This is a genomic window from Sphingomonas sp. Marseille-Q8236 (genome assembly GCF_965112005.1).
The window spans coordinates 522,771-537,409 of sequence record NZ_CBCOPO010000002.1 but is presented as its reverse complement, the minus strand read 5'-3'; the positions used below and the strand labels follow the sequence as shown (position 1 = coordinate 537,409).

The following is a 14,639-nucleotide window of genomic DNA, read 5'->3' as shown; positions in this document are numbered from 1 at the left end:
ACCACCATGCACCACAACCTGTCCTCGCTCTGGAAGAGCAACACGCCCCGCTTCGTCGTCGTCCTCGATGCCGAACTCGCCTATGACCATGAAGCACATGGCCGATACCAGGCAAGCGAACGCTTCCTGCCCGCCGATGCGGCTAACCTGTCTTCGCGCGAATTGCACACGGACCCGCGCGTGACGCCGCGCTGGCCCTGCCACCGGATCACGACACTGAGCTGGCTGGTGATGACCGAGGCCGAGGACGGCCTGCGCCCGGTCAGGCTGGAAACGCGCGGCCTGCCGGAGCAGAATGAAGCTGCTGTCCTGAAGGTCTTCTTCGCCGACATGGAGCAGCTTGGCCATGTTCAGCTCGTGACCTGGGGTGGCTTCCACGCCGACCTGCCGCAGATCCTGATCGGGGCGATCGACGCTGGCCTGCGGTTGCCAACGTGCCTGACTGGGTTGTTGTCGCCATGGCGGCGCGACGCATCGGGCCATCTCGACCTCTGCAGCGAAATGTGTGGCGGGGCGGCACCCGCGCACCTGGCTGAGGTCGCTGCCCGGCTGGGCATCCCGGCCAAACTGACCTGCCGGCCGGACCTCGTCTCGCAATTGATGCAGCAGGGCAAATGGTCCGCGGTCCGCTCGGTCTGCGAGGGCGATGTGCTGAGCACTGCGGCACTGTTGATGCGCTGGCGCCACCTGTCCGGTGGCACCGTCTCGATCCTGGAGGCAACGCGGCGGTTGACGGGCTTCGTCGCCGAGCACTGCGCCCACCGACCCTACGCCGCCGATTGGCAGCGATACGCCGACGACCTGCTCACCGCATCCTTCGCGGCAGAAGCCCGCAAACTGGAAACCTTGGGAGCTCCGGCCTGCAATTGAGCCATGATGATGGCCTCTTTGAAGGGGCGAAAAAGATAGAAGGATCAATGATATGAGCGTCATCGAATCAATGGATACGATGCAGGCCTGGACCATCGGCCTGCGCTTGGCGATGGGCTATCCACAATATGCGCCCATCGGCAATCCGATCGCCTATGCCTCGGGCGGGCGCAAGAACTTCGCCGAGGCGCTGGAGATCGCCGCTATCGTCGAACAGACGAACCGAGACTTCGTCCTGGTGCAATTCGACCTGCCCATCGCTGACGGGCCAGTCGGCATCTCGCTTGCCACACGCGGCAACGTCCTTGTCGAGTGGCACGCGGACGTGCAGCCCTACCTCGCCAGCGACGACGGGATCATCGAACTGCTCAGTGACTCGCATCGCTGGTCGGTCGGGCCGCGCTCCATCCTGACCGCGTCGCCGCTGCCGCCCCGCAGCCGCATCAAGCGCGGCATCGAACGCGCGCACCTGCGCTGGCGGGAAGCCGCGGATCAGATGCGCGGTCTCGAACTTCCCGGGTCGGTTTTGATCCCCGCCGGGGGCAGCTACTCCGATGCGATACCGATGGAGGTGGTGAAGGCGGCGGCATGAGACGTTGTCAGCCTCGTTGGCGCATAAGGTTTGCGTACCATCAACGCTGATCGAACTGTTACGTCGCTGGCGGTCGATTCGACGACAGCGTTCAATCGACCGCCAGCCCGTCCACTTTCGACCAACTCAAGCCGTTCCAAGACTTGCGCCGAACGGCCGCTCTTGCCGAAATCCGCCATTCCCGCTTCGATGAGCAGACCGGCAGCAGTGCGCCTCAATGTCGGCATTCCCACGATTGATGTCGATCCTAAAAGCTGCTGTTCGTTCAAATAGCAGGCGAATGGTCGGGTCTGGGGACAAAGCGGTCGTTACACCCAACCCTTCCGAACGGCGGATTCTGATAACAGTCGGCACCCCGCCCGCAATTCTCGCCGATCGCGGGCCGTGCTGGTCGCACAGCGCGGATATTACCCTAGACGCCTGCCGTTGACCGTAACATCATGCGTTCATGGGAAGGATACCGTTCACGAACTCAGCGTCAGAGAAAGACGAGCCGAAAGTTCTGGCGCCGCTAGCCTTGTTCAGCCCGAGGATGATGCGGCCTTTGCCCAGCACCCCCGCGGAGGCGATTGCGCGCAGCCCGCAGATGGGCCGTAGGATTGCGCGTTGGGATCGCAACTCGGCACTGTCCACCCTCGCCGCGCTGCAGCTCGATCCGCGCCTGCACGTCCATTCGGTCCGGCTTTACTGGGCGAGTCGTCTGGTCGCCGGCCTAGCGAAGGGCGGAACTCGGCCGGGTCGCAGCGACCTCCAGCGCCTTCTCAACGCCGACTTCGGCAAATCCGACATCTCGCGTTTCGAGGGCCCGTCGGAGGATCTGTTCCTGCAGACCGTCTCGACTCGGCGCGGCGACAGGCGTTTGATCTGCGGTACCTGGGCACACCCGACATTCTACACCGAAACCCTGTTGGAAGCGGCGGAACGGATCGCCGACGAACGCGACCTGGAGGTACTTTCCTCCGTCCACGCCCTGCTGCTGCTTTCCGACCTGACCGCCGAGCGCGCCGGGCTTGGGCTCCGGGTGCCGGGAAGTGGTCGACAATGGGGCGACGTCCCCGTGCCGCCGGACACAAGGCTGTTCGCCTTGACCGCCCAGCCGAACTGGTCGGCGAGCGCGCTCGCCTCGGCCAAGCTCGAGCCTGCACTGATTGAGCGCTTCATAGTCGAAGACGGCGACCTACCACCGTCGATTGATTCAGCGGCTGGCCGCGCTGCGCTCGACACGCGTCCGCTGCTCCGCACGCCGACCGGCATCCTGCTTGCTATCCCGTCCGCGGTCAGCCTGGCCGTGCGCGCGGCAATCGTCGACCATATGCTCGAGACCGGGCGCGAGCAGGATATCGGCAACGCACTTCTCGCGGTCCAGGCCGAGCGCCTCGCCGAGATCGGTTTCGCCAACCTGGAAGGCGTGCCGACCCGATGGAGCCTCGGGGAGGCTACGCGCTCCCTGGTCCGCGAAGAGGCGCCCGGACGCTATGTCCACCTCGAGCTGATCGCCGGAAGATTGTCTGGTTGGCGCGAGGCCGGGTTCGGCGACATGGCGCCTGCCAACCGCGAGCGGCAGGCCAGGATAATCACATCGATGCGGTCCGCAAACGAGGCTTGCGAGGCTCGACCCGGCTTCATGGCAGGTGTGACCGTCTACCTCATGGGAGGATGGGGACCGGGCGAAGTCATCGATTTCCGGCATCCCGACGACCTCCGCGCCTGGCGTTTCGCGGGGATCGAGGTCGCCGACGCGATAGCGCTCGGAGGCGCGAAGGACGGTACGCTCACGGATTTCTGGAGGCTGGATGTCCTCGAGGACATGGTGCAGTCCGAAGGGATCGAGCTTCAGAACCTGAGCGGTCCACTCAACCTCCACGAATGGTGGCTCCAGACAGGCCATACGCTCGTACCCCAGGGGCGACGCGACCTGGTCCCTCCGGTCAACATCGCAATCCCAACCGACAGCCTGTTCGAGGCCCGCCAGCGCGCCGCTGACGCGTTCGACCGGCGGAGCGTCCAACTGCCAGATGGCAGCTGGCGGACCGTGGGACGACTGGACCCGATCGCCGATTTCGGCGTCCTCGAGCCGATCTACGCGTCGTTCAGCGAAATTCGGCAAGGCACTCTTCTCGGAACCGTTCTCGTCGGACCATCCCCCCTCTGGCTTCGCCTACGTTCGCCCGGTGCGCCCGACCGCTTCGACGATGGCTACCAGAACTGGAAGGCTGCGCTCCACTGGATTTCGCTGATCGCCGACCTGGTGGACCACGGCGACGACGCGGCGATCACGCCCGTGATGATCGACTTGCGCCTCGAACCCATCGACGATCTGGCGGCCACCCTTCCGACCGATCAGGAGCTTGATGACGCCGTTGCGGTCGCAGCCGATCCCGTCGAGCGCACCGGCATCGTTAGCGCGTCCGCCCTCTGGCAGGCGGGCGCCCGACGCGTGGACAACCGCGCCGAGATTGCACTCGCTGCGGCGCTTCTGGAGGCAATCCAGCAGGCCATCGGCAACGAGATCGACCGGGCGACCGCGGTCGGCCGGGTGAGGTCCAAGGTCCCGTCGGCCGACGTCCGCTGGCGGCACGCGTACTACCCGGAACGCGTCGCCGACCAGCTCCGGCTGCACCAGATCATCGGGCGCAAGTTCAGCCCAGTCCCGCGATCCGCGGTGTCCATCGTCAAGCAGGGCCATGCCTTCGGGCTAGGCCACGGTCCCGGAGAAGTCATCGAGGGGCGGGAGAGGTGCGCGGCGCTTCTGAAGTCCCTGCATGCACGCACGCTCGAGCGCCTTCTCGTCTCTGTCGCGCACTACGACCGCCTGGAGCTGGTCACTGCGTCGCTGTCGCTGCTCCAAGCCAGCATCGCGGATGAGCAGCACTGGGCCGTCACGGCGCGGGCGCTTCGCGCGATCCACGGCGCCGACGCCGACCGCAAGGTCAGTCTCGAGCACCGCAACGCCACGAACGCCAACCTGCGCGCGTGCGCAATGCTCGCCGAAGTGGCGGCGTCCCATGCGCCGGCGGAAGGCGGGAGCCCGGTCGGCGCCATGGACCTCGACGAGCTGCGCGCCGTCGCGCTCCAGCACTTTGGATATTGCGAGTTGCTGCCGGCGCTGATGGGCGACAGGCTCACGCCGCGCCTTGTCATCAGCCCGACCGGCGACCTCCTCTACGATCACAGTTTCGGCGAGAACACGCTGGCGCCCAGTTCGACCATCATGCACGCGGAATCGCGCGAGCGCGACATCGAGCGCTATGACGAGAGGATGGCCAACCCGCGCGAGGACCAGGGATCGCTCGAGCCCGAACTTGTCCAGGCGCTCGAGGCGGAGTTCCACTGCTCCTTGCGAACCTTCGGCGACCTGAGCGCCAGCACCTGCGAGCTCGCGATCGCCGATCGCCGCGACGTGGTGACTCTCAGAAGATCGGAGCTCGTCCGGCGACTCGTTGCGATGGGTCTTGGCGAGGGCGAGGCGATCGAGCCGATGATCGAGCGTTTGACGCTGCGATCGAGAGACGGATGGAGGGATGTCCCGACGGATGCTTTCCCGAACGACTATGACCTGGGCCGGTTCGACCGGCCACAGTCGATCATCGGCCGTCCCCTCCTCGCGATCGACGCGGATGGGGATCCGATGATCGCCGTGGCACCGGCCGTCGTTGAGCGCGCCGCCATCCATAATCTCTCCGGCGCCTATGACGGCAGCCTCCAGGACCGGTTCTGGTCGAGCAAAGTCATGCGCAGTCATGTCGGTCGTGCCTCAAACGCCGCCGGAAACGCCTTCAATGTCCGCGTCGCTGAAACGCTCGCTGCGCTGGGGCTGGACGCCGCGCCAGGCGTCGCGCCCTGGGCAGCGCTGAATCAGAAGGCGACGCCCGATATGAAGCTCCTCGGCGACATAGATGTGCTCGCCTTCAGTCAGGACCGGCGGCACGTCTGGGTCATCGAGGCGAAGGACATCAAGCTCTGCCGGACCCTTGCGGAGACGGCTAGGCGGCTGTCGGAGTACCGCGGTTTGCCCAGGCACGACAATAAGCCCGACAACCTGATGCGCCATCTGAAGCGAGCAGCCCACGTCCGGGAACACGTCGAGGCGCTGACGCGTCGCTACAGGCTACCTAACGTGCCGGTCGTCCACGGTCTCGTCGTGGTGGACTCGCCGCAACCGATGGCGTTCGTCGAAACCAATCCCTCTCCCGACGCGACCTTCGTCAGGCTGAAGGACGTCGGCTCAGTTGATTGGAGTGCGTCTCGCAAACGGCGCCGATAACAAAACAGAGTCGTGAGCAAACATTTGCGCCACTGCGTCAGAAGAGCCCGTTTTGATCACCTGCCGTCCCTAAGAAAGCAATGGATGAGGTGGCAATTGTCGGCCACCGGCCGTCATGCGAGAAACGTTACAGGTGTATCAATACCAGACGTCGGGCCAAACATATGGGAAGGAGGGCAGCACTTCAATGTCGAACAAATCGAGCTGTGAGTGCTCATCGACTGGATGACGCGAGGCTCCTTTCCGCTTAAACGGACAGCAATTGAAACCTGCTATTCTGGCTGCCGAATGATCCCTGATATCGATTTCACAAAAATTCGTGCCGAGCGCGGCGATCAGAGAGAGGGTTTTGAAGAGTTCTCCGCTCAGATATTCCATCGTGAGAGCGTGGCTGCGGGTTCGAGCTACGAGCGCTATCGCGGCGCCGGTGGCGATGGCGGCGTCGAAGCGATCTGGCGCCTCCCCAGCGGCAAAGTCATCGGCCTCCAGTCGAAATACTTCCTGCCTTTGAAGGCCGCGCATCTCGCGCAACTCGAGAAGTCGCTCGACACCGCACTCGACAATCATCCCGATCTCGAAACCTATGTCGTCACCCTGCCATTTGACCCGACACCGACGGTCAAGGCGCGTGCCGGCGAAGGCCAGGCGGAGAAGCTCGAGACCTGGCGGAAGAGCCTGATCGGTCGTGCCGCCAAGCGCGGCGCCACGATCAAGGTCGAGTGGTGGCATGAGAGCGAATTGAAGTCTCGGCTCCTCGGAATGGACAATTCCGATGGGCGCATATTGTACTGGTTCGGCTCGCCGAACCTGAGCATGGCGACGCTCGAAAGCGCCGTGACTGTCGCCGAAGGCGTTGCCGGGCCTCGATACTCGCCCCGTCTCCGGGTCGGAAACGATGCTGGTAATACGATCAAGGCTTTTTGCCTCGATCCGGATTGGCCAGCGGCCCATCAAGGCTGGGGTGCGCGGTTGCGAAGGGCTATTCGTGTCTGGAGCCGCATGCCGCCCAAAGCGCATCCGGGTCCGTCCGCGCAGATATTGGCAGCCCTGAGCGATGCGAACCTTCGCTTTGCCGCGGTCGAGGATCTTTCCTTCACGGAAGTCGATCGCGCAGCGCTGCAAAGGCTCGCCAGTCAGACGCTTCCCATAGCCCAGTCCCTTGAAGCCGCGGTCAAAAGCGCATTCGATAACACGCACGGCGCTCAGAACGACAACATCCGCTGGCGGCAATATCAGTCCGCCTATCAGGCTGCGTTCCCCGCCGCGGATCTCGATCACGCCCGCGAGGCATGCACGCTCCTTCACGACATCCTCGCATTTGCCGAGAGCCCGGCTGCGATCGCAGCCGGAGCGGACACCCTGCTCATGCGGGGGCCCGCCGGCATCGGCAAGACCCACACCACGATCGATGCCACCAAGGAACGGGTTGCTGCAGGGCGCGGCGCTTTGGCCCTACTCGGGCAGGAAATTACGCACGGCCAGAACCTGTGGAGCGTGGTGGCGAGCAAACTGGGCATCGGCCCGACGGCGAGCAAGTCCGAGATTCTCGGCGCGTTGGCCGCGTTCGCAGAAGGCACCGATGCGCCGTTCCTGATCTGTGTCGATGCGATCAATGAGACCCCTGATCGCCAGCAATGGCGATCCTGGCTTCCCCAGCTCAAGGCCGATGTCGCTGGGCAGCCGATCAAGCTGCTCCTCACCTGCCGGGACATCTTCATCGAGGACGCACTCGGGGCCGCAGCCGACGACTTGCCCAGCTTCACGCATGCGGGCTTTGCCGGCCGCGAATATGACGCCGCATACGCCTTTGCGGCATTCTACAAGGTTGGCCCGCCCGCCGAAGTGGTCGCGCAACCCGAATTCGCCAATCCGCTGTTCCTGCATCTGGTCTGCCGGGCGGCGGTCAACATGAAGTGGGATCGCATTCCAGGCGGCCAGATCAGCCTTACCAAGCTGATCTCGGCGATCCTCGACGGCGCGAACAGGAAGGCAGCCGAACTGCTCGACTTCGACGTCCGCATCGAGAATCCGGTGCAAGACGGCGCTCTGGCCCTAGCCAAAGCGATGGGACAGAAAGGCGTGCGCCTGTTACCGCTGGCCGATGCCCAGACGATCCTGGCTGGCGTTCGGCCAGCGCAGGGCGCATCGAAATCCTTGCTCAGAGCGATGGAAGAGGCCGACCTGGTCTCGGTCGCGTCCGACAGTGGCAGCCCTTTCCTCCGGTTCGCCTTCGAGCGCCTGGGCGATGTGCTGATCGCGCAAGCGAGCATCGCCGACCAGGACAAGGCGACCGTCATCGCACGGTTCCTTTCGGGAGACCTGGCGGCGCTTGTGGCGACGACGGACGCCGTGTCCGAGAACGCCGGCCTCATCCAGGCCTATTCGATCCTCCTGCCCGAACTGCACGGCATCGAGATCGCCGACCTGCTGAGGGGAACTGCGACCGACCTGGAAGTCACGATGCTCGCACTCGGCGTTCTGGCCTGGCGGGATCTCGCCAGTTTCACCAGCACGGCCTGGGTGCTGCACCACGGGAGGTTCGTCGATCTCATCGACGTTCTCGACAAGGTTCTCGCGGTGGCGGCGGTGCCCAGGCATCCGCTGAATGCAGAGTGGCTGGACTCGCGGCTCCGGAGCTATCAGCAACTCGACCGGGACGCTCTCTGGGCCTCGGCGCTGAAGCAGGCCTGGGAGCAAGGGGGTTCGGGCCACCAACTCGTCAGTATCGCGCGGGATCAGGACCTTTCTCACCTGTCGACGGAATCGGCCGCTCTTCTCGGCATTGCCCTGGCCTGGTTCACCGGCAGCGCCGACCTGCTCATTCGCGATGAGGCGTCCCAGGCGCTGACGCGCCTCCTGGTCGCACAGCCGATATCGGGCGAGCTGCTCGACAGCTTCATCCGATGCGACGATGATTTCATTCGCGAGCGCGTGCTGAATTCGGCGTATGGCACGGGTCTGTTGAAGCGGGATCCGGCCTATTGGGGCAAGATCGCCGACATGGTCTTCGACAGTTTCTTCGCTTCGGGGACGCCGCCCGAGAATGTGCTACTCCGAGATCTGGGGCGGCTCATCGTCGAAGAGGGCGTTGCGGCAGGCACCATGGCAAGCACACCGGCTCCAGCAGCGGTGCAGCCACCCTATGCGAGCGCGTGGCCGCTTCACTTCATGTTTCCGGATTGGGCGGCGTTGGAAGCCGCGCATCCCGACCTGCCGAAGAACCTGGAACTAGGGAAACAGTGGCAACCCGACTTCGCGCGCTACGTCGTCGAGCCGGCCGCCAGAAATTTCGGCCTTGTCGCCGCCGGATTGACGCTGGCGCGCGTCAACCAGTGGATTGTCGAGCAAATCCTGGCGCTTGGCTATGATGGTCCGAGCAAATTCGCGCTCGCCTATGACTGGAAGCTCAGCGAGGAGCATGGCCAGGAACGCGGCGTGCCCAACCGCCATCGGCGCGTCAGCAAGAAGCATCAGTGGATATTCCTGGCGCGGCTGCTGGGTCGCCTCCACGATCACGTTCCCCATGAACCGCCCTCTTGGGGATCGCCTCGAAACCCAACTGACTTGCAGGCTGTCGCGCTTCGCACGCTCGATCCGACGGACTTGTCGGATGACCTGGCGGAGCCGATCCCCGGCGTAAGCGTCCGGGATTTCTTCACCGCCCCATCCACCCGCCCCGAGGCACGCGAGCCGAAGGCTTGGGCTGCCGAACTGTTCACCTGCCGGGACATCGAACTGGTTGGCGAGAAGTGGCTGCTGCTGGCCGGATATCAGAGCTGGCGATATGACGACGAGGCGAGCGGGCGCTATCTGCTCGCCCCCCGGCGCGTGGCGGCGATGCTGGTTCCCGACAGCGAGATGAACGCGCTGAAGAAGTCCTTCGCCTCGTCCATCCCCCGCTCGGACATTCCCGAACTGCGCGATCTGTATCAGGGCGAACTACCGGGAGGCGCCGCCCTGCGCGCCCATTCCAGCCACTGGTCGCTCGATCCCGAGTTCGGCATTCCTGCATCGGTGATCGTCAGTCATTTCGACGATCCCGAAACTCCGACGCATTCGCTCTGGGTACCAGCTTCGAACCTCGTCATCCATAATATGGCAAAATGGGACGGCGCGCGTAGCTGGATCAATGCATCCGGCGAGGTGATCGCCGCACAGATCGGCCACGGCGACGATGTCGCCTTGATCTTCGACAAGGCGAAATTGCTCGCCTATCTCACCGCGACGAAATCCCGGATCGTGTGGCTCGTGTTCGAGAACAGGCACGCTTCGGTCACATCCGATTTGGTGGCTTCCAACGACCTGCATCAAGCCTGGTCCTGGAACGGCAAGAGGCTTACCAAGCTCGCCGAGGAACAAGAGCGCTACGCCGACGAAGACGAGGACGAGGAGATGGACATCACCTCGGATGGCGACGGTTAACTGTGGGCAGCTGTCAGCCCGCGAATGGCCCGCCTTGGCAGGACCGGGGGTTCAACGGAGAAGCAGTGGAAGACCGATTCTTGGTCGGTGGCTGCCGTGCATCAGCACCGAATGGCTACGGCAGCTTTTGAATGGCGGCGCCCGAAACCTGCCAGTCCGCAACCGGCCCACTGTCTGTCATTCTGCGATGTCGATCAGGCAACCGCTGAATGTCAGCACCTGACCGGAGCTGCCGTTCGACCCTTTGTTATGGAACGGTAGAAATGTCCCACGATCCGCCGGCAGGTGTCGACCAAAGTCGGTCGTTCAAATCAGCCACCTTGGATGTCCGCTTCTGGCAGAACCTGCCAAGGGGCATATCTGAGCGAACGGTCCGCAAGGCGCCCCAATCACGATCGTTTAGCACTTGGACGTCGATTCCCAAAAGCGGACATCCTTCAAATTGGCTGAATTCAATCTTCGAGCTTGATTTCGTTGCTCGCCCATTAGCGCTGCTGAGTCAGCGCGTAGATCTGCCGTCAGTTTTCCGCATCCTCGTCGGGAAGTTCCGCCTCCAATGACGCGAGGCGGGTCTCGAGCTCGTCCTGAACGAGTTTCGCCGTATTGGCGAAGCGCTCGAGACGTTCGATCTGCGACCGCACGCTGTTCACCTCGTCGACGAGCCTGCGTTGTTCGTCCTTCTCGGTGTCGCCGGTTACGTAGACAATCTGACGCAAGGTGGCGATGTCGCGGCCGGCGAGCCCCATCCCGGAAGCGCGCTTCACCCAGGCGTGGGTCCGGTCCGGAATCTCCTCGATGGCACGGGACAACAGGTGACGGAGCACTTGGCGCGCCACCTGATCGAAAAGGACGACGACGTCGAGAACCTTGCGTTCCGCAGGCTTCGGCTGGTCGTCCTCGTCCAGGTAGTCCCAGTTGAAGGCGAAGCGGTTGTAGAAAGGTTGCTTCGCATCGGGATCGAGTGCGGTGATCACATCCAGCACTCGCTCCGCAGGTTCGAACGGGCGTGCCCCATGCGGAAGGCAGTTCCGATGCCGCCAGACCTCTAGGATCGCGGTGACGCATCGATCCTCGGCCGCAACGCGCGCATCGCCGGTCGCCGAATTCGCCGCTTCGATCAGTCTCGCGAGATGGTGCGCCATCCAACGGCCAAGGACATCATTCGACTGGTCGAGGCCTAGCTCGGCGACGAGGGCCTCTCCGAGTTCGATGACTTCGCGCAGTTGCTTTGGCTGGCTGGCCGGGGCGGAGGACGACGTATCGCGTGATCCTGAGCTCATCGAAGGGTTCCTTGTCCATGTAGCGGGTGTGTCGCGTCTCGATCCGCTCGGCTCTCAGACGCACCTCGAAGAGGAGATCGCGGCCCTCGCGCCGCATCAGGGCGTCGAGCGCACTGCGGGAAGCGAGGAGGCGTCGACCGCTGTCGTGAGCGCCGTCCTGATCGTCTCCGTCGCCATCGCTCCAGATCTCGGCTCTCAGTTTGAGTCCGCCGCGCGCATCGCGCCATTCCCTTGCCGCTCGATCGCCGGCCACGCCTACTGCGGCCATCGCCTTTTCGCCTGGTACTGGAGTCCGCGGGTACAGGCCTCCGGCCCAAGGGTCGAACCTGTCGAGGGCGCGGCTCCGCTCATCGGCCCGGATCCAACCGCTCACCGACCAGCCGGGCACGTCGATCGCGTCGTGGTCGTCCTCGGTCGTCGGCAGCCGGTAGTCGTTGTGATTGTGCGCGGTCTGCAGCGCCCTGGCCAGATCATCCGACTTTTCGGGCGTCACGAGCACGCAGTTGATATCGACGCGTTGGCGGATCGTGCCGTAATGGACCTCCCAATCCGCCGAAGCGTGCATCGTGTTATTTGGACCTTGCAGCAGCCGGATGATGAAAGCGTCGTCGATGAGCTTCGCGGCGCCCTCGCTGGGCAGGTCGAGCCAAAGGCCGGACGGTTTGTCGTCGCGACGATCGGCGAGCCACACGCCGGCCCCGAGGCTGAGACGGTGCCGGTCCAGCCATTCGCCGAAGGGATCGGATTCGTAGCTGGTGACGGCCAGGGATACGCGGTCGAGCATCTTGCCAGCGGAAATCATCAGCCCGTGCGAGGACTGGTAGAACGAGAGATCGTCGGATTTCGGCCAGTAGCTCTGGAGACGATAGATGTCGTTGTCCCTGAATTGCTGTCGAAGTGCTCGCGCGTCGTCGCGGTAACTTCCAGTCGCGCTGGCTCCCCATAGTTGTCGCATGGTCGAGGCGACTTCCGCCTCGACTTCGCCAGGCTTGGCGTCGAAGCAGTTCGAGAGAGGGGAGAGCCAGTTCTGCACGAAGTCGTGGCCGAACAGGAACCCGCTTTTCGGGGTGGTCCGACCGCCACCGCGTCCACCAGGGCGTCTACTTCCCGGAGGTAGCGTCGAAGCGTTGATCGAGGATAGCGCGGTGCTCTGTCCCGGCGTCCCGGCTACGGCGCTGGCGGCGACCAGCGCCTCGACCGCCCGAGCGGCGAATTCACGGCTCAGGACGTGCGGGTTCGTTCTCTGTGCCGCCACCTGGAGAAGCGGCGCGAAAACCTTGACCGTTTCAGGGTGGTCCTCCGCCGCTCTCGCGAGGGCGATGAAGAGCCACAGTTGGGCATGGAGGGCGTAGAAGGTCAGCCGCGGCGACGAGAACGGACCGCCATCGCCACGTTGCGCGATCGTCGCCAACGGTTCGAGGACCTCGCTTCGCCCAACCGCGCAGAGCGCGCCGACCGCATGAGCGGCTTCCCATCGCCGCTCGGCCCAGGGTGAGGCAAGGGCCGCCCACAGGTAACCGGCCATCGATTCCTCAACGGTCCGCGGTGGTTCAAGCTCCGTTCTCCAGGCGCCATCGTCCGTGTCGAGCAGCATGGGATCCATGAGCCCGAGCCCGTAGTCGAGCGCCGCCGCCGCATCGTCCGGACCGATGAGCGTCGAGAGCAGTCCCGCGAGCGAGAAGAGTTGGCCATGCTCCACGGGCAGCGCGGTTTCAGCGGTCGCGGTGACCGCTTCTCGGAACACCTCGGACTGGGTGATCCCGAACTGCTCGAGGCGCCGCCAATTCAGAGGCTGATAGGTCCGGATGGTCGTGATCGACTCGCGTTCCCGTCGCGCCAAGCCTTTGACGTACCGTGTGACGGCTCGACGCACGGCAGGACTCGCAATCCAGCTATCGGGTATGGCAGCGAGTAGCCCTTTCGCGTCGAACACCCCACCGATCGTCGCGAGATCGAGCGCGGCGATCAAGTCGGCCTCCTGTCCCGGCGCAGCCTTGGCGATCGCGGCCTCGTAGAAGAGCTCCGAACTCCATGGTGGCTTGGTCTTCTTAAACCGTGTGTGTGCATCGACGAGGCCAACAGGATCGGTCAGGACCACATTCGCAAATATCCTGTCCCAGTTTCTCCGCCTGCTGCTTCGCGAGAATCTGTCTGTCCGCTTGACGGCGGGCCGCGCGCGTTCCCTCTCCTTGGCTGCGCTATCGCTCGCACGCGCAAGTTGGATGGCTTCGCTTCCGTCGATCCCGTGCTTCGCGAGGATAAGCGCGACGGCGCGCCAAGCCTTACCGTCGAAGTGCATTCGCCGCGCATACCGGATGAAATGGGCGGTGATCCGTTTTCGCTCTGCAACATCGGTAGTCGCGCCGAGGGCGCGGCTGAGCAACTCGCGACGCTGCCATCTTCCTTCGATGGGAAGGAGGCAGATCGCGTCACGCGGATCGACATCGCCCTTCGCCAAGAGTGCATTTATCAGCTCAGGCAGCGTCGTCGCCTCATGTCCGAAGCGACGATCCATCCACCGACTGAGGATCGTCGGTGACGACCGAGGAGACAGGAGTGACAACGCTTCGATGGAATAGGACCAGTCGAAGTGCTCGGTATATGCGTATACCAGCTCGGCAACCCGGGAGTAGCGGTACGCGAGTTCAGGTCGGTCGGCACCATCAGCCCCCGCGGCGACGGCGAGATCGGAGAGCGCGCGCCATCGGTCGACGTTTTCCTCTCCGATCTTGCCCGAGACCTCAATCGCCTGCTCGAAGTATTCGCGTGCTTCCGAAAGGCTGGTCAGGAGTACGGCGCGGCTGACCTCGACGAATACCTCCGCAATGCTCTGCGCCTCCTCGCGCTCCTCGTGCATCGTCTCGAATGCGGAACGCGCGAACGTCATGCATGCCTTTGCACAGCCGTCGGTCCGTCCCGCGCGCCGCGCTATCGACAGCAGCGTCGGGATGAACAACGGTCGCCTTAGTGATTTCCGCCACTCATCCAGGCCATCGAGTGCAGTTCCGCGGTCGGCGGCACCGAAGGCCACGTCACTCCAGAGATCGGCGATCTCGTCGGCGGTCGAGCGATCCTCGTCGTAGGATCTCGCCCGCGCTGACGACGACGCGGATCGCGCTTCCTCGATACGGACATCGAGCGCGCCCGCGGAGACTTTTCGCAACCGAACCTCTGCCGAGAGCCGATGCCAGGGAAGGAGCGATCCGATCTG

The 14,639-nt window shown here is 64.0% G+C and carries 6 protein-coding genes; 4 read left to right on the top strand and 2 right to left on the bottom strand.

The genetic code is table 11. From position 1 onward, the window contains the following. The first annotated feature begins 6 nt into the window (after positions 1-6). The 4 genes from ACWPWT_RS14810 to ACWPWT_RS14795 all read left to right on the top strand — a co-directional run bounded on the left by ACWPWT_RS14810 (position 7) and on the right by ACWPWT_RS14795 (position 10,148). Positions 7-870: a hypothetical protein gene (locus ACWPWT_RS14810; RefSeq protein WP_454280319.1), complete on the top strand. Its 864-nt coding sequence runs from the start codon at positions 7-9 to the stop codon at positions 868-870. A gap of 52 nt (positions 871-922) precedes the next feature. Further along, positions 923-1,462, top strand: a complete 540-nt coding sequence (locus tag ACWPWT_RS14805; RefSeq protein WP_454280318.1) for a hypothetical protein — start codon at positions 923-925, stop codon at positions 1,460-1,462. A gap of 544 nt (positions 1,463-2,006) precedes the next feature. Further along, entirely contained in the window at positions 2,007-5,726 is a 3,720-nt protein-coding gene (locus ACWPWT_RS14800) for a hypothetical protein (protein WP_454280317.1), read from the top strand. A 288-nt stretch (positions 5,727-6,014) separates the two neighbouring features. Next, positions 6,015-10,148 carry a hypothetical protein gene (locus tag ACWPWT_RS14795; RefSeq protein WP_454280316.1) on the top strand — a complete coding sequence of 1,378 codons (4,134 nt, stop codon included), beginning with the start codon at positions 6,015-6,017 and terminating at the stop codon, positions 10,146-10,148. Positions 10,149-10,666: 518 nt separating this feature from the next. Here ACWPWT_RS14795 and ACWPWT_RS14790 read toward each other — a convergent pair. Then, on the bottom strand, positions 10,667-11,290 hold the full coding sequence (locus tag ACWPWT_RS14790; RefSeq protein WP_454280315.1) for a hypothetical protein: 624 nt from the start codon (positions 11,288-11,290) through the stop codon (positions 10,667-10,669). Positions 11,291-11,306: 16 nt separating this feature from the next. After that, positions 11,307-14,591, bottom strand: coding sequence for a hypothetical protein (locus tag ACWPWT_RS14785; RefSeq protein ID WP_454280314.1), 3,285 nt, complete (start codon positions 14,589-14,591; stop codon positions 11,307-11,309). Positions 14,592-14,639 lie beyond the last annotated feature (48 nt).